16 protein-coding genes are annotated in these 16,240 nt (G+C 69.0%); 8 read left to right on the forward strand and 8 right to left on the reverse strand.

Annotation, left to right across the window (positions count from 1 at the left end; all coding sequences use genetic code 11):
* Positions 1-21 precede the first annotated feature (21 nt).
* The gene (locus AC1RVY_RS18955) at positions 22-864 is read right to left on the reverse strand and encodes a type IV pili methyl-accepting chemotaxis transducer N-terminal domain-containing protein (RefSeq protein WP_369642773.1); all 843 of its coding nucleotides are present in this window, start codon (positions 862-864) and stop codon (positions 22-24) included.
* A 166-nt stretch (positions 865-1,030) separates the two neighbouring features.
* On the opposite strand from AC1RVY_RS18955, the gene moaA reads away from it, so the two are divergent.
* The 6 genes from moaA (at position 1,031) to AC1RVY_RS18985 (ending at position 5,741) form a co-directional block, all read left to right on the forward strand.
* Positions 1,031-2,170 carry a GTP 3',8-cyclase MoaA gene (moaA, locus tag AC1RVY_RS18960; protein WP_492807699.1) on the forward strand — a complete coding sequence of 380 codons (1,140 nt, stop codon included), beginning with the start codon at positions 1,031-1,033 and terminating at the stop codon, positions 2,168-2,170.
* A 124-nt stretch (positions 2,171-2,294) separates the two neighbouring features.
* Positions 2,295-2,678: a DUF6713 family protein gene (locus AC1RVY_RS18965; RefSeq protein WP_492807701.1), complete on the forward strand. Its 384-nt coding sequence runs from the start codon at positions 2,295-2,297 to the stop codon at positions 2,676-2,678.
* Between the two features lie 31 nt (positions 2,679-2,709).
* On the forward strand, positions 2,710-3,366 hold the full coding sequence (gene mobA, locus AC1RVY_RS18970) for a molybdenum cofactor guanylyltransferase MobA (RefSeq protein ID WP_218297637.1): 657 nt from the start codon (positions 2,710-2,712) through the stop codon (positions 3,364-3,366).
* Between the two features lie 17 nt (positions 3,367-3,383).
* Complete coding sequence (locus AC1RVY_RS18975) at positions 3,384-3,929, forward strand: GNAT family N-acetyltransferase (protein WP_492245458.1); 546 nt, start codon at positions 3,384-3,386, stop codon at positions 3,927-3,929.
* A 19-nt stretch (positions 3,930-3,948) separates the two neighbouring features.
* On the forward strand, positions 3,949-5,307 hold the full coding sequence (moeA, locus tag AC1RVY_RS18980; protein ID WP_492807703.1) for a molybdopterin molybdotransferase MoeA: 1,359 nt from the start codon (positions 3,949-3,951) through the stop codon (positions 5,305-5,307).
* A 101-nt stretch (positions 5,308-5,408) separates the two neighbouring features.
* Complete coding sequence (locus AC1RVY_RS18985) at positions 5,409-5,741, forward strand: thioredoxin family protein (RefSeq protein WP_492807705.1); 333 nt, start codon at positions 5,409-5,411, stop codon at positions 5,739-5,741.
* Positions 5,742-5,837: 96 nt separating this feature from the next.
* On the opposite strand, the gene AC1RVY_RS18990 is transcribed toward AC1RVY_RS18985, so the two are convergent.
* The 4 genes from AC1RVY_RS18990 to AC1RVY_RS19005 all read right to left on the reverse strand — a co-directional run bounded on the left by AC1RVY_RS18990 (position 5,838) and on the right by AC1RVY_RS19005 (position 11,897).
* Entirely contained in the window at positions 5,838-8,993 is a 3,156-nt protein-coding gene (locus AC1RVY_RS18990; RefSeq protein WP_218297641.1) for an efflux RND transporter permease subunit, read from the reverse strand.
* 18 nt (positions 8,994-9,011) lie between these two features.
* Entirely contained in the window at positions 9,012-10,403 is a 1,392-nt protein-coding gene (locus AC1RVY_RS18995; RefSeq protein ID WP_492807707.1) for an efflux RND transporter periplasmic adaptor subunit, read from the reverse strand.
* Between the two features lie 178 nt (positions 10,404-10,581).
* Positions 10,582-11,031 carry a ribonuclease HI gene (gene rnhA / locus AC1RVY_RS19000; protein ID WP_218297643.1) on the reverse strand — a complete coding sequence of 150 codons (450 nt, stop codon included), beginning with the start codon at positions 11,029-11,031 and terminating at the stop codon, positions 10,582-10,584.
* Positions 11,028-11,897: a class I SAM-dependent methyltransferase gene (locus tag AC1RVY_RS19005; protein ID WP_218297644.1), complete on the reverse strand. Its 870-nt coding sequence runs from the start codon at positions 11,895-11,897 to the stop codon at positions 11,028-11,030. Before AC1RVY_RS19005 ends, rnhA begins: the two co-directional genes overlap by 4 nt.
* Here AC1RVY_RS19005 and gloB point away from each other — a divergent pair.
* Positions 11,896-12,672 carry a hydroxyacylglutathione hydrolase gene (gloB, locus tag AC1RVY_RS19010; protein ID WP_492245455.1) on the forward strand — a complete coding sequence of 259 codons (777 nt, stop codon included), beginning with the start codon at positions 11,896-11,898 and terminating at the stop codon, positions 12,670-12,672. The two genes, AC1RVY_RS19005 and gloB, sit on opposite strands and share 2 nt — an antisense overlap.
* Positions 12,669-14,195, forward strand: a complete 1,527-nt coding sequence (locus AC1RVY_RS19015) for a transglycosylase SLT domain-containing protein (RefSeq protein WP_218297646.1) — start codon at positions 12,669-12,671, stop codon at positions 14,193-14,195. Before gloB ends, AC1RVY_RS19015 begins: the two co-directional genes overlap by 4 nt.
* Before the next feature lie 43 nt (positions 14,196-14,238).
* On the opposite strand, the gene AC1RVY_RS19020 is transcribed toward AC1RVY_RS19015, so the two are convergent.
* The 3 genes from AC1RVY_RS19020 to AC1RVY_RS19030 form a co-directional block, all read right to left on the reverse strand.
* On the reverse strand, positions 14,239-14,391 hold the full coding sequence (locus tag AC1RVY_RS19020; protein WP_218297647.1) for a DUF3096 domain-containing protein: 153 nt from the start codon (positions 14,389-14,391) through the stop codon (positions 14,239-14,241).
* 199 nt (positions 14,392-14,590) lie between these two features.
* Positions 14,591-15,643, reverse strand: a complete 1,053-nt coding sequence (locus AC1RVY_RS19025; RefSeq protein WP_492807710.1) for an ABC transporter substrate-binding protein — start codon at positions 15,641-15,643, stop codon at positions 14,591-14,593.
* A gap of 171 nt (positions 15,644-15,814) precedes the next feature.
* The gene (locus AC1RVY_RS19030) at positions 15,815-16,240 is read right to left on the reverse strand and encodes an MAPEG family protein (RefSeq protein ID WP_218297649.1); all 426 of its coding nucleotides are present in this window, start codon (positions 16,238-16,240) and stop codon (positions 15,815-15,817) included.

The following is a 16,240-nucleotide window of genomic DNA, read 5'->3' on the forward strand; positions in this document are numbered from 1 at the left end:
GGCCGGATTGCCCCCGGACGCTCAGCCCAGCACCTCGCGCAGGGCTGCCTCGTACAGGTTGGTGAGCTTGTCCATCACGCCCAGCAGGCGCTCGCTGGTGGTGGCCACGGCGTTGAGCCCCACGTCATCGGCCGGGCGGCGCAGGGCCGATTCAAAGAACAGCCACTGCGAGTCGGCCAGCTCCAGCTCGTTGCGGATGGCGGGGGTGGACACCGGCGCCGCCTTCAACGTCTGCAGTGCCTGGCGAAAGTCGGCGGCGTCGGAGGCCAGTTGCGCCTGCACTACCTTGGACTCCACCTTGGCCGCGTGCAGAAAGTAGTTCTTGGCCAGGCGCTGCGACAGCATGCGCTGGCGGCCCGCCAGGTTCACCAGCCGCGCGCTGGGGGCCTGCGCCAGCCTCTCGATCGACTCGGTCACGGCCTGGGAAACCAGCAGCGTGCGGTCGGCCTGGTCGGACGCCGCCACCACCAGCGCCGTCTGGGTGGCTGGCACGGCGGTCAACTGGTTGAGCAGGGCAAACTGCTTTTGCACTTCTTCCAGCTGGCGCCCCACGTCGGCCGGCCAGCGCCCCGACTGCAGGCCCCGCGCCAGTTCGCTGCTGCCCGACTGCACCATCTTGCGCGCCAGCCCCATCGCATCCACCGCCGCCCCCGGCAGCACCTGCAGGTACTGCTGGCAATAGGCCTTGGCCATCCGCTGCGACAGGGCGCGGAACCAGCCCGCATAGTTGATGGCCCCCGACAGCCCTATCTGCGCCTGGGCACTGTGGCCCCAGGTGGGCAGCAGGATGCCCGCCGCCACCCATTGAACCGCCACGCGGCGCTGGCATGGCAGGGCGTCGGCGAAGAACTCACGAACTGGCATGGGAATCCCCTGAAATCGGATGACGTATTGTTGCAATGCAACATCCAGACCGCCCTGCGCCATGTCAAAGGCGGGCCACGCCGCCGCCGGGGCAAAACTTGACCGCGATCAACTCCGCGCGCAGGGGCTTGCCCCTCTGCGGGGCCCCTTGCGGCAAAATCACCCCATGGCCGAACGTGTGATTCCCCTGGTGGACCAACGCATCGCCGCACTGGCGGCGCGGGTGCCCACGCACCCGGCGGCCCCCACGGGCCAACTCACCGACACCCGGGGCCGCCCGCTGCGCGACCTGCGCATCAGCGTGACGGACCGCTGCAACTTCCGCTGCAACTACTGCATGCCCAAGGAAGTGTTCGACAAGGACTACCCCTACCTGCCGCACGGTGCCTTGCTGAGCTTCGAGGAGATCACCCGGCTGGCGCGGCTGTTCCTGGCGCACGGCGTGCGCAAGATCCGCCTGACCGGCGGCGAGCCCCTGCTGCGCAAGAACCTGGAAGCGCTGGTGGCCCAGCTGGCCCAGCTGCGCACGGTGGACGGCCTGGCGCCCGACCTCACCCTCACCACCAACGGGTCGCTGCTGGCGCGCAAGGCCCAGGCCTTGAAGGATGCGGGCCTGAACCGCGTGACCGTGAGCCTGGACGGACTGGACGACACGATCTTTCGCCGCATGAACGATGTGGACTTTCCGGTGGCCGACGTGCTGGCGGGCATCGAAGCCGCGCACGCGGCGGGCCTGTCGCACATCAAGGTCAACATGGTGGTCAAGCGCGGCACCAACGACCATGAAATCTTGCCCATGGCGCGCCACTTTCGCGGCACGGGCACCACGCTGCGTTTCATCGAGTACATGGACGTGGGCGCCACCAATGGCTGGCGCATGGACGAGGTGCTGCCCTCGGCCGAGCTGATCGAACGCCTGCGCGCCGAGCTGCCGCTGGTGCAGCTCGACCCCAGCAGCCCCGGCGAGACCGCCGAGCGCTGGGGCTACACCAACGCACAAGGCCAGTACGACCCCGCCCTGGGCGAGGTGGGCGTGATCAGCAGCGTGACCCAGGCCTTCTGCCACGACTGCAACCGCGCGCGCCTGTCCACCGAAGGCAAGCTCTACCTGTGCCTGTTTGCCTCGGAGGGTTACGACCTGCGCACCCTGCTGCGCGGCGGCGCCAGCGACGAAGCGATCGCCTCGGCCATCGCCCCCATCTGGCAACAGCGCGGCGACCGCTATTCGGAGCTGCGCAGCAGCCTGCCGGCGGACACCACACAGGGTGGCGCGCGGCGGGTGGAGATGAGCTATATCGGTGGCTAGCGGTGGGGCCGGCCCCGTGCATCTCGGCCCTGCGGAGCCCCCGCCCCGCGCCATGGTCCTGGCGCCGACGGTTTTCAGGCACCATGGGTGGCCGCGGCCTTCACCTCTTGCCCACACCCACCCCATGCCCCTTCAATCTAAACACCGCGCACTGTTCCTGGCCAATGCCACCGTCCTGGTCACGCACCAGATCGACGCCGCGTACTGGCATGAGTGGGAGCTGTTCCACATTCCCGGCGGCAACCAGGTCAACCTGCTGCTCAACCTGCCCATCATTGCGCTGGTGCTGTATGCCCAGGCGCAGGTCGCCCGGGGCGACGGCCGTTCGGCCCTGGCCTTCTACAAGCTCATGCCCTGCCTGGGAGCCTTGACCGTGGCGATCCACGGCCTGTTCTTTGCGCTGGGGCACGGGGCGTTCGCGCAACCCGTGTCCCTGGGCCTGCTGGCCTGCACGGCCGTCCTTTCGTGCCTGCAACTGACCGCGCTGCGTGCCCGGCAGCCGCTGTAGCACCCTGCTTTTCACCCCATCGCCCACCCCCATGATCGAAACCCAAGACATCACCGGCCTCGTGCTCGCAGGCGGACGCGGCAGCCGCATGGGCGGCGTCGACAAAGGCCTGCAGAACTTTCGCGGCCTGCCGCTGGCGCTGCACACGCTGATGCGGCTGCAGATGCAGACCGGCGCCACCATGGTTAATGCCAACCGCAACCTCGCGGCCTACGAGGCGTTTGGCGCCCCCGTGTGGCCCGATGTGCTGGCCGACTACGCTGGTCCGCTGGCGGGCTTTCTGACGGGGCTGGAGCGTTGCGAAACACCCTGGCTGCTGACGGTGCCCTGCGACACCCCGCTGTTCCCGCTGGACCTGGCCCAGCGCCTGGCGGCCGCGGCAGACGCCCAGGACGCCGACATCGCCATGGCCGCGGCGCCCGAAGACGATGGCACGGGCCGCACCAGCGTGCGCACCCAGCCGGTGTTCTGCCTGCTGCGCGTGGACCTGCTCGAAAGCCTGGTCGCCTTCACCCAGGCCGGCGGCCGCAAGATCGACGCCTGGACGGGCCAGCACCACTGCGCCATCGTGCCCTTCGACCAGCCGGGCGATGACCCCAAGGCCTTCTTCAACGCCAATACGCTGGCCGAGCTGCACGCGCTGGAGAGCACCAGCACACCGCAGGCCCCACAGGCCTCACAGGCTTGACGCGCCTCCCAACCGCCATGAACACGCGCCCGTTTCCGGCCACCAGCTCCGTACAGATCCGCCCCTTGGCCGCCGCGGATGCCGTGGCCTACAAGGCCCTGCGCGACGAGGCGCTGCGCACCGCGCCGGATGCGTTCACCTCCGACTACGAATCCTCGGTGGGCCGCGATGCCAGCGAGTACGTGACGCGCTTTGGCACCCTGGAATCCGGCCAGTTCTTCCTGGGGGCCTTCGACGCCACGGGCCAGCTGCTCGGCTGCCTGGGCTGTGAACGCGAACAGCGCGCCAAGCAGCGCCACTGCGCCGTGGTGGTGGGCATGATGGTGGCGCCCCGTGCGCAGCGCCAGGGCATCGGCCAGCAACTGGTGGCCGCCTGTGTGGAGGCCGCCAGCCGCGTGCCCGGGCTGACCCAGCTGGTGCTGACCGTCACCGCCTCCAACACGCACGTCGTGCGCCTGTACGAGCAGGCCGGGTTCCGCGCCTGGGGCCTGCTGCCCCACGCCATCGTGGTGGACGGCGTGGGCTTCGACAAGCTGCACATGGTGCGCGTGCTGCACGACTGATTGAAAGCTACTGAGACCCATGAAAACCATTGCCCAGATTGCCGCCGAACTGCAAGGCTACGACCCGCAGGCCCTGAGCGCCGCCGACGTGAACGCGTTTCTGCAGCGGCTGGTCGAGCCCGTGACCGCCACCGAAGAGCTCCCCCTCTTCGACGCCCTGGGCCGCGTGCTGGCGCGGGATGTGGTCTCGCCCCTCAGCGTGCCGCCCCACGACAACTCGGCGATGGATGGCTATGCGTTCGCCGGCGCACAGCTCACCCCAGGGCAGCCCCTCACGCTGCGGGTGGTGGGCACGGCGCTGGCGGGCAAGGCCTGGGTGGGCACCGTGGCGGCGGGCGATTGCGTGAAGATCATGACCGGCGCCATCATGCCCCCGGGCCTGGACACCGTGGTGCCGCAGGAGTTCACCACGGCCGCAGCCGATGATGGCCACATCACCATCGCGGCCGACGTGCTCAAGACCGGCGACAACCGCCGCTTCAAGGGCGAAGACCTCCTGGAAGGCGGCGTTGCGCTGGCCCAGGGCACGCTGCTGGCACCCGCCGCGCTGGGCCTGGTGGCCAGCCTGGGCCTGCCCACGGTGACGGTGTTCCGCCGCCTGCGCGTGGCGTATTTCTCGACCGGCGACGAGATCCTGAGCCTGGGCGAAGCCCCACGCGAAGGCGCGGTGTACGACAGCAACCGCTACACCGTCTTCGGCCTGCTCACCCGCCTGGGCGTGGAGGTGATCGACCTGGGCGTGGTGCGCGACGAGCCCGCGCTGCTGGAGGCGGCCTTTCGCAACGCGGCACAGCGCGCCGACGCCATCATCACCAGCGGCGGCGTGAGCGTGGGCGAGGCCGACCACACGCGCACCATGATGAAAAAGCTGGGCGACGTGGCCTTCTGGCGCATCGCCATGCGGCCCGGCCGCCCCATGGCCGCAGGGAGCATCGCCGCCACGGAATTTGAGGAAAAAACAGCCTCTGGCGCTGATCCAGCAAGCGCCAATAGCTACCAAAATAATAGCAAACAATCCCACAATGGCGCGGTGCTGTTCGGCTTGCCCGGCAACCCGGTGGCCGTGATGGTGACGTTTCTGGCCTTCGTGCGCCCTGCCCTGCTGCGCATGATGGGCAGCACACACACCGCCCCGCCCCTGGTGCGCGCCACCAGCACCGAAGCCCTGCGCAAGAAACCTGGCCGCACCGAGTACCAGCGCGGGACCGTCACCACCGCCGCCGACTGCACGCTGCAGGTGCGCACCACGGGCAACCAGGGCTCGGGCGTGCTCAGCTCCATGGTGCAGGCCAACGGGCTCATCGTGTTGCACCACGGCCAAGGCAATGTGGCGGTGGGCGACACGGTGGATGTGATGCTTTTTGACGGCGTGATCTGACACGGCCACGGGTACCGGGCCGGTACCCGTCCACCCCTGTCCCGCTAATCTGGAACTCACTGCTTTCCATTTATTTTTATTTCCCTCCGTGGACTCTGCCCATGACCTACGCCGCCCAGCACCTTGCCACGCCCCCCTCCCGCGACGATGTGGACCGCCTGCCGGGCACGGCCGTCGTCGAGTTCGGCACGCCCTGGTGCGGCCACTGCCAGCGGGCCCAGCCCCTCATCGAGCAGGCGCTCAAGGGCCGCGCGGACGTGGCGCACATCAAGGTGGAAGACGGCCCCGGCCAGCGCCTGGGCCGCACTTTTGGGGTCAAGCTGTGGCCGACGCTGGTGTTCCTGAAGAACGGGCAGGAAGTGGCGCGCCTCGTGCGGCCGCAGGCCCTGCAGGAGGTGCTGGATGCGTTGCAGGCGAACGCGGGGCCGGCCTGACCACGCCCCGGCGCCCTGAACGAAAAGAAGCCCGAGGGGGCTTTCCTTTCATCCGGTCCTCATGCACGCGCCCGGCGCCCCGGACCGGAAGGGGCGCTACTTGGCCACGTAGTCATGCGGGTGCAGCGGATGCGCGGGCTCCTCGGCCGCCACCGCCGTGTTCGCGCCCGGCACGGCCCGGCGCGCGAACAGCGTGTACATGGTGGGCACCACGAAGATGGTGAGCAATGTGCCCAGCGACATGCCGCCCACGATCACCCAGCCGATCTGCGTGCGCGTCTCGGCCCCCGCGCCCGAGGCCAGCGCCAGCGGGATGGCGCCGAGCACCATCGCGCCCGTGGTCATCAGGATGGGGCGCAGGCGCTGCGCCGAGGCCTTGACCAGCGCGTCCACCATCTCCATGCCCTGCTCGCGCAGCTGGTTGGTGAACTCGACGATCAGGATCCCGTGCTTGGTGATCAGCCCCACGAGCGTGATCAACCCGATCTGCGAATACACGTTGAGCGACCCCCCGCTCCACTTGAGGGCCAGCAGTGCCCCGATCATCGACAGCGGCACCGAGACCATGATCACCAGCGGGTCGATGAAGCTCTCGAACTGCGCCGCCAGCACCAGGAAGATGAACACCAGCGCCAGCACGAACACGATGCCCAAAGCGCCCTGTGAGCTCTTGAACTCGCGCGACGTGCCGTTCAGATCCGTGGTGTAGCCCGGCCGGATGACCTTGGCGGCGGTGTCATCCATGAACTTGAGCGCCTCGCCCAGCGAGTAGTCGGGCGACAGGTTGGCCGTGATGGTGGCCGAGCGGCGCTGCCCGAAGTGGTTGAGCTCGCGCGGGCTCACGCTCTCGCGCACCTTGACCAGGCTGGACAGCGGGATCATCGAATCGTTGCGTCCCCGCACGTAGATGGTGTCGATGTTCTCGGGCGTGGTGCGGCCCCGGGCCGCCGTCTGCACGATCACGTCGTACTGCTCGGCATCGCGCTTGTAGCGCGTCACCGTGCGCCCGCCCAGCATGGTCTCGATGGCCTTGGCCACCACGTCCACGCTCACGCCCAGGTCGGCCGCGCGCTCGCGGTTCACCTCGATGCGCAGCTCGGGCTTGTTCAGGCGCAGGTCGATGTCGGGCCCGATGATGCCGGGGTTCCGGGCGATCTCGGCCATGAACGCGGTGGTCACCTGGTTGAGGTTCTCGTAGCTGTCCGAGGTCTGGATCACATAGGTGAGCGGGCGCGCCCGGAACCCCTGGCCCAGCGACGGCGGGGTGATGAGGAACGAGCTGACGCCCGGCAGGTTGCCCACCTTGGGCTGGAGCTCGCGCGCAAGCTCCAGCGTGGTGCGCTTGCGGTTTTCCCAGTCCACCGTGCGGTAGATCACGCTGCCCTGCGCCACGGTGGGGTTGCCGATGTTGGCGAAGATGCGGTCGAACTCGGGGTACTCGCGGCCGACCTTCTCCAGCTCCAGCGCGTAGCGGTTGGTGTAGTCCAGCGTGGCGCCGTCGGGGGCGGTGACGTTGACGAGCACCGTGCCCCGGTCTTCCAGCGGCGAGAGCTCCTGCCGCATGCTCGGGTACACCACCACCAGCGCGGCGCCGCTGACCGCCATGACCGCGATCACGATCCAGCGCGCCTGGAAGACCGCGCCACGAATGCCGCCGCGCCCCGCGCCCTGACCGCCCCAGCGCGCCGTCACGATCCAGCGCAGCAGGCGGCCGTAGGCGTCCGACAGTGCCGTGAGCCAGCGCTCCATGGAGCGGTCGAACCAGTTGGGCTTGGGGTTGTGCTTGAGCAGGAGCGAACACATCATGGGCGACAGCGTGAGCGCCACGAAGCCCGACACCACCACCGCGCCGGCCAGCGCCAGCGCGAACTCCACGAACAGGCGCCCGGTGCGGCCGGGCGTGAAGGCCAGCGGCGCATACACGGCCACCAGCGTGAGCGTCATGGCCACGATGGCAAAGCCGATCTCGCGCGCGCCCTTGATGGCGGCGGAGAACGGGTCCAGGCCTTCCTCGATGTGCCGGTAGATGTTCTCCAGCATCACGATGGCGTCGTCCACCACCAGGCCGATGGCCAGCACCAGCGCCAGCAGCGTGAGCGTGTTGATGGAAAAGCCCGCCAGCGACATGAGCGCGAAGCTGCCCACCAGGCTCACCGGGATGGTGATGATGGGGATGATGGACGCGCGCAGCGTGCGCAGGAACACGAAGATCACCAGCGCCACGAGCACCACGGCTTCGGCGATGGTGGAGTACACGCTCTTGATGGACCGGTCGATGAACAGCGAGTTGTCGTTGGCCACGTCGATCACGATGTCCGAGGGCAGGTCGTCCTTGAGCACGGGCATCATCGCGCGCACGCCCTGCGACAGCTCCAGCGGGTTGGCCGTGGCCTGCCGGATCACGCCGACCGAGATGGCCTCGCGCCCGTTCAGGCGCACGCGGCTGCGGTCGCTGGCCGCGCCCTCCTCCACGCGCGCCACGTCGCGGATGCGCACCGGAAAGCCGTTGACGGTGCGGATCACCACCTCGGCGAACTGCCCGGGCGTGGCCAGGTCGGTCTGCGATGTCACGCTGAACTCGCGCTGCTGCGACTCGATGCGCCCCGCGGGCAGCTCCAGGTTGTTGCGCCGGATGGCGTCTTCCACATCCTGCGTGGTCAGGCGGTAGCCGGCCATGCGCTCGGGGTCCAGCCACACCCGCATCGCGTACTTGCGCTCGCCATAGATGGGCACGTCGGCCACGCCGGTCACCGTCTGCAGGCGCGGCTTGACGATGCGGTTGACGAGGTCGTTGATCTCCAGCGGCGTGCGGGTGTCGCTGCTGAAGGCCAGCCACATCACGGGCGAGGCGTCGGCCTCCACCTTGGCGATCACGGGCTCGTCCACCGCGTCGGGCAGGCGGTTGCGCACGCGGGCCGTGCGGTCGCGCACTTCGGCGGCCGCGTTGTCCGCGTCCTTCTCCAGGCGGAAGCGCACGCTGATCTGGCTCTGCTCGGGGCGGCTGATGGAGGTGATCACATCCACCGCGTCGATGCCGGCGATGGAATCCTCCAGCGGCTTGGTGACCTGCGACTCGATCACCTCCGCCGAGGCGCCCGCATAGCGCACGCTCACCGTCACCACGGGCTCGTCGATCTTGGGGTACTCGCGCACCGACAGGCGCGTGAAGCTCACGGCGCCGATCAGCAGCACCAGCAGGGACAGCACGGTCGCAAAGACCGGCCGGCGTATCGATATTTCAGCGAGTTGCATGGCAGTCCTGGTGCTTCATCAATCGCGCGCGGGGCGCGGGCCGGATGGCACCGCCTTGCCGGATGCGCCCGCAAGCTGGCAGGGGCTGGCCCCGGGCAGCGGGGCCACCAGGGCCGGCGAAGGCGCCGCGGCCACAGGCACGGGGGCGGGAACGGCGGCCGACGGCTGCTGCGCGGCGGGCATGCCCGCCGCGGAGCCGGCCGCGCCCGGTGCCGGGGCATCGGCCAGCGCCGCGGGCGCCGCCGAAGCGGGCTGCGCCGCGCCGGTGGCCGGCTTGCCCAGTTCCACCACGCGCACCACGGTGCCGTCCTTCTGGATGCGCTGCTGCCCTGCGGTCACCACCAGGTCACCCGTGGCAAGGCCGTCCACCACTTCCACAAACCCCGGCGTGCGCACGCCCAGCTTGACCGGCGTGCGCCGCGTGACCCGGCTGCCGGGCTCCTTGCCCTCGACGATCCTGAGCACGTAGGGGCTGGTGCCGTCCGGCACGACAGCCTCTTCCGGGATGACCCGGGCGTCGGCGCGCTCCGAAAACACCGCCGTCACCCGGGCAAACATGCCAGGGCGCAGCTGCAGGCGGCGGTTGTCGATGCATCCGCGCACCGCCACGGCACGGCCGTCGGCATCGATCTGGGGGTTGATGGCCTGCACCACGGCGGCATAGCGCACGCCCGGCAGCGCGTCGAACGCCACCTGGGCGGTCTGGCCCGTGCGGATCTTGCCTTGCAGGCGCTCGGGCAGGCGGAAGTCCACGTACACGGCATCCAGGTCTTCCACGTTGACGATGTCGGCGCCATCCTTGAGGTAGTCGCCCACGTTCACGCCCCGGATGCCCGCAATGCCGTCGAACGGCGCCACGATCTTCAGGCGCGAGGCCGTGGCCTGCGCCAGGGAGAGCTTGGCCTGGGCCACCTCCAGGTTCGCGGCGCTTTCGTCCACGGACCGCTGGCTGATGAAGCCCTGGGCCACGAGCTCCTGGTTGCGCTTGTGGTTGGCCCGGGCAATCGACAGTTCGGCCTGGCCCTGCTGGACCTGGGCACGCGGCAACTGGTCGTCGAACTGCACCAGCACCTGCCCGCGCCGCACGCGCTCGCCGTCCCGGAAATTGAGCTGGGTGATGCGCCCGCTCACCTCGGGGCGCAGCACCACGCTCTGGCGCGAACGCAGGCTGCCCACGGCCTCGGCGTCATCGCGCATGGCCATCTGCCGGACGGCCACCGCCTCGACCGCCACCGGCCGGCCGGCCCCACCCGGGGCGCCGCCCCGGGCGGGTGCACCATTGCCACCGCCGGCCAGGGCCGCCTCGGTGCGCGGGGCCTGCACGGATTTCTTCTGCAGCCACCATGCGGCACCGGAGGCTGCAGCGATGCCGATGACGGCGAAAACGATGTATCTGTGCTTGGACGCCATGGATCAATGAAACCGGGTGAAGTGGAAAAGCGCAACCAAAGAATGTATCAGTGCGTGTCTTGACCTGCAGCAACTCGCGGCTTGACCCCAAGGTCAATTGCGGCAGTTTTACGCAGGCTTTACACAAGGCGCGCACAAAAAAGGCTCCCGAAGGAGCCTTGGCTGGCGAAGAGCGCCGTCACGCGCGGCCCAGGGCCTTGTCCACGCCGCGGTTGGCCAGCGCGTCCGCGCGCTCGTTGCCCGGATCGCCAGAATGCCCCTTCACCCATCGCCACTCGATGCGATGCCCGCCGGTGCTCACCAGCGCATCCAGGCGCTGCCACAGCTCGACGTTCTTGACGGGCTGCTTGGAGGCGGTGCGCCAGCCCCGGGCCTTCCAGCCATGAATCCATTCGGTGATGCCCTTGCGCACATATTCGCTGTCCAGGTACAGCGTCACGGCGCAGGGCCGCTTCAAGGCGGAGAGTGCCTCGATCACGGCCAACAGCTCCATGCGGTTGTTGGTGGTGCCCAGTTCGCCGCCAAAAATCTCCTTCTCCGTCGGGCCGGAACGGAGCACGGCGCCCCATCCCCCCGGACCCGGGTTGCCCTTGCAGGCGCCATCTGTGTATATCTCTACCTGGTTCAAACTGTGTTCCTGTCTCTTTCGGCGGCCGTGATGGCCCGGGAGGTGCGCGCGGGCGTACCCGCCGCGTGTGCGCGGTTGGCGATGGGCACCGTGGCGGCGGACCGCTGGCGGCTGGTGCGCCAGGCGGGCTCCAGCAAGCGCATGCCATGCACCCGCTTGACCGCCACGATGAAATAGGCGGCGCCAAAAATGGGCCACCATTTCTCACCCAGCCCATCCATGAAGCCAAAGCGCTCCAGCCACCGGGTGGTGCGCACCGCTGGACGATAACAGCCAAACCGGGCGGATTCGACCTCGAAACTCAAAAGCCTGAGCCAGTCGCGCAACCGCCGGTAGCCAATGAACTCGCCCACGTCGGGCAGGTACAGCGTGCCATTGCCCATGCGCTGGTACATGCGTGCGCGCCACTGGCGCAGCCCCCACAGGCTCGTGGGGTTCAGCCCGCTGATGACCACGCGGCCCTCGGGCACCAGCACCCGCTCCACCTCGCGCAGGGCGGCGTGGGGGTCGACGCTCAGCTCCAGCGTATGGGGCAGGACCAGCAGGTCCAGGCTGGCCTGCGCGAACGGCAGGGCCACGGGTTCGGCGAGCAGGTTGACCATGCGGCACTGCAGGGGTGCGTCCACGCCACTGCCCGCCTCCAGAAAGCCCAGGGAGCCCTGGACGCCCTCCTGGCCCAGGGCCAGCCACTGGTGCGGCATGCGGTTGGCGCGCAGGCCGTCAAGCAGGGGCATGCCAAGCTGCAGGCTGTGATATCCAAAAATATCCGCCACCGCCTCGTCGAAGCGCGCCTGCTCCCACGCCAGCAGGTACCGGCCCGGCGGGGAATCGAACCAGTGGTGCAAACCTATAATTTGATCGCTCATGAACTTGCTGCCGCTGCCCGCCTTTACCGACAACTACATCTGGATGCTGCACAACGGCCGCCAGGCGCTCGTCGTCGACCCGGGGGATTCCGCGCCCGTGCTGCAGGCACTGCAGCAACTGGACCTGCAGTTGCAGGCCATTCTAGTCACGCACCACCACGCCGATCATGTCGGTGGCGTCGATGCCGTGCGCGACGCCACCGGCGCCACGGTGTATGGCCCCGCGCGGGAGCAGATCCCCGGGCCCCTGCACCGCCTCGCGCAGGGCGATACGGTGGACGCGCTGGGGCTGCGCTTCGAGGTCATCGACGTTCCGGGCCACACCGCCGGCCACATCGCCTACTACTGCCCCGACATCGACGGTGAGCCCCTGCTGTTCTGCGGCGACACGCTTTTTTCCGGCGGCTGCGGCCGGCTGTTCGAGGGCACGCCGGCCCAGATGCTGGACTCCCTGGACCAGCTGGCGGCCTTGCCCGGCAACACCCGCGTGTGCTGCACGCACGAGTACACCCTGTCCAACCTGAAATTCGCACGGGCCGTGGAACCCGGCAACGATGCGCTGCTCCACTACAGCAGCCAGTGCGAGGCGCTGCGGGCACGCCACCAGCCCACGCTGCCTTCGCGCATGGCCCTGGAGCGAGACATCAACCCCTTCCTGCGTGTGCGCCAGCCCGCGGTGGCCCAGGCCGCCCGAGGCTACGACGCGCAGGTGAATCAAGACGATGCAGTGGCGGTACTGGCCGCGCTGCGCCAATGGAAAAACGAGTTTCGATGAAAATTTTGCACATCGCCTGCCTGGCCTGCGCGCTCTGGCTCACGGGCTGCGCCACCACCGCGCCATCGCAGGACAGCGCAGCCGGCACCGCCCCTTCATCCTCCACCGGCGCTGCGCCCCGCACCGCCTCCCACACCCCCGTCATTCCCAACGGACCGCTGCGCCCCATCACGGCGGCGCAGGCGGCCAGCGGCGAGGTCGCATCGCTCTCCACCCCCGCCGACCTGTGGGACCGCATCCGCCGGGGCTTCGCGATGCCCGACCTGCAGCACGAACTGGTGCAGGACCGCGAGCAGTGGTACGCCACGCGCCCCGACTACATGCAGCGCATGACCGAGCGCTCCAGCAAGTACCTGTTCCACATCGTCGAGGAGCTGGAGCGGCGCGGCATGCCCACCGAGCTGGCGCTGCTGCCCTACATCGAAAGCGCGTTCAATCCCCAGGCCGTCTCCAGCGCCAAGGCGGCTGGCATGTGGCAGTTCATGCCCGCCACGGGCAACTATTTCGACCTCAAGCAGAACGCATTTCGCGATGACCGCCGCGATGTGCTCGCATCCACGCGCGCCGCGCTCGACTACCTGCAAAAGCTCCATGGCATGTTTGGCGACTGGCACCTGGCCCTGGCCGCCTACAACTGGGGCGAAGGCAGCGTGGGCCGGGCCATCGCCCGCAACCAGAAGCAGGGGCTGGGCACCACCTACACCGACCTCAACATGCCGGCCGAAACCCGCATGTACGTGCCCAAGCTGCAGGCCGTCAAGAACATCGTTGCCCACCCCGAGGCCTTCCGCACCGAGTTGCCGCTCATCGAGAACCACCCCTACTTCCAGACGGTGGACATCACCCACGACATCGACGTGGCCCTGGTGGCCACGCTGGCGGGCGTGCGCGAGGAGGACTTCCGGGCGCTGAACCCCTCCTTCAACAAGCCGGTGATCCTGGCGGCCGGCACGCCGCAGATCCTGCTGCCCTGGGACAACGCCAAGGTGTTCCAGCGCAACCTCGAAGCCCGCCGCGAAGGGCAGTACGCCAGCTGGACCGTGTGGTCCGTGCCCTCCACCATGACGGTGGCCGAAGCGGCGCAGCGCGCGGGCATGAGCGAGAACGACCTGCGCAGCGTCAACAACATACCGCCCCGCATGCTGATCAAGGCGGGCTCGGCCCTCATGGTTCCGCGCTCCTCGGCCATCCGCCAGGACGTGTCGTCCCACCTGGCGGACAACGGGCAGGTCGCTTTCTCGCCGGAGATCGTCACCCGCCGCACCACCGTGCGGGCGGGCAAGGGCGAAACCGTGGCGAGCATCGCCCGCCGCTACAAGCTCGCGGCGGCCAGTGTCGCGGACTGGAACGATGTGCGCGCGACGGCCGCCTTCAAGGCAGGCCAGCAGGTCGTGGTGTATCTGCCGGTGCGGCAGGCCAGCCAGGCACGGGGCACGGTGGCGCGGGCGGGCACCGCCGCCAAGCGGCCGGCGGCCGCGCCGTCGCGCCGGGGCGGCACGCCCTCCAAGGTCAAGCGCCGCTGAAAAGCCCCTGAAAGGGCAGCGCGGACAGAGGCGCCCGCCCGCCTCAGAACTTCAGCGTGTGCATGCCCAGCAGCCCCAGGATGCCCATGATGATGAGGTACAGCGCCACGATGGTGCTGAGCAGGCGGGGCATGACCAGGATGAGGATGCCCGCGATCAGGGAGACAAGCGGGCCGATGCTGAGGGTGAACGTCATGGAGCGATCCTTGGTGGATGGGTGAGTGGTATGCCGAGGCTACGGCCAACCGAACGCCGACGAATGTAAGCCATCTTCCCGACCCGGATGCCGCAGGCGCCACACGGAATGGGCGGCCTCACTTCATGTCTCCAGCGCCCTGCCCCCGCCCCACGGCAACGGCCGCCGCAAAGCGCCCCCGAGAGGCGCCGCCGCACGTTCAGACGCTGAATTTCTGGCGCGCCTTGCGCACGAAGTCGTTGGTGTAGGTGCGCGCCAGCTCCACCTTGAAATCCCCCAGCTCGGGGTGCACGCGCGCCAGCACGCGCAGCGCCGTGGCCGCGCCGTCGTCGGGCATCACCCCGTTGGGCGAGTAGGTTTCCCGCACGCGGCTGAAGGCGGCCAGGTACAGCCCCCGGTCGCCCATCAGGTAGCCCGCGGGCACGGCCTTGACAAGGTCGGCAGGGGCCGCGGTCTGCAGCCACTTGAGGGCGTGCACGATGCCGTTGGCCAGCGCCTGGGCCTGGGCGGCGTTCTTTTGCAGGAAGGCCTGCGGCGCGTAGAGGCAGCTGGCGGGCATCGCGCCGCCGAACATCTCATGCGCGGCCTTGAGCGAGCGCATGTCGGCCGTGATGCGGGTGTCCGCCTTCTGCTCCAGCAGCGTCATGATCGGGTCGGCATGGCACAGCGCATGCACCTGGCCGGAGCGCAGCGCATTCATCGCGGCCGTGCCGGAGCCCACGCCGACAAAGGCCACATCGCGCGGGCCCAGGCCCGCGCGCGCCAGCACCAGGCTGGCCGCCAGGTGCGTGGACGACCCCGCGGACGACACCCCGATGCGCCGCCCCTGCAGGTCGCCGAGATCCTTGTAGGCCGGCAGCGACCGCAGCGAGACCCCCAGTGCCAGCTGGGGCGCGCGCCCCTGCACCACCAGCGACCGGAACGCCTGGCCCCGCACCTGCTGGCGGATGGTGTGCTCGAAGGCGCCGGCACAGACATCGGCCGCGCCCTCCTGCACCGCCTGCAGCGCCAGCGCGCCGGCCGAGAAATCGCGCACCGTCACGTCCAGCCCCTCGGCGCGGAAATAGCCCAGCTGGACAGCGAGCGCCAGCGGCAGGTGGTAGAGCACGCCCTGCCCGCCCACGGCGATCGTGACATTGCCCAATGCCGCGCCTTCGGCCTGTGCCCGCACGGCGGCCGGCGCGAACACCGCGGCCGCCGACAGGGCGGACACGGCACCAAAGGCGCGGCGGGTGAGCAAGGGGCGGGTCATGGCAATCCGGAAAAATATCGATGCTGCGTTGCAACAATCGTGCCGCAGAGCGGGCCAGCCCGCATCAGGGGGATTCCCAGCGGGTTTCTACGTACCAGGGTCGAAAAACAGGGGCTACGGCCCCGGGCGAACCGGCCGTCCTGGCCCTTTGCAAGCCAGGCGCGGCGCGGGTCAGCGGTAGCCGACGAACAGGATGGCGATGTTGACCAGAAACGCCCCGGCCCAGATCGCGCTGCGCACGGTGGGCATGTCGGAAACGTACATCATGATGTAGAAGATGCGCAACATGACATACAAAAATGCCAGGATGTCCAGCAATGTCTGCCCCGCCCCCAGCAGGTGCGCAATGATCACGGCGCCGATGAAGAACGGCAGTGCCTCGAAGCTGTTGGCCTGCGCCGCATTGGCGCGGGCCCGCCAGTCGGTCTGACGGGCCATCCAGGCGCGGGGGTCCCGGTTGTCGAAACCCCCGTCCTTGCGCGGCTTGCCGAAGCTGCCGCTCTTGGCCAGCCAGGCACAGGCGATGGGAAGCAGTGCCGCGATCAGCACGCACCAGTAGGCCACTGTGAACCGTGCGACATGCATGGTGGTATTCAT

The organism is Acidovorax sp. GW821-FHT11A03 (genome assembly GCF_058809075.1).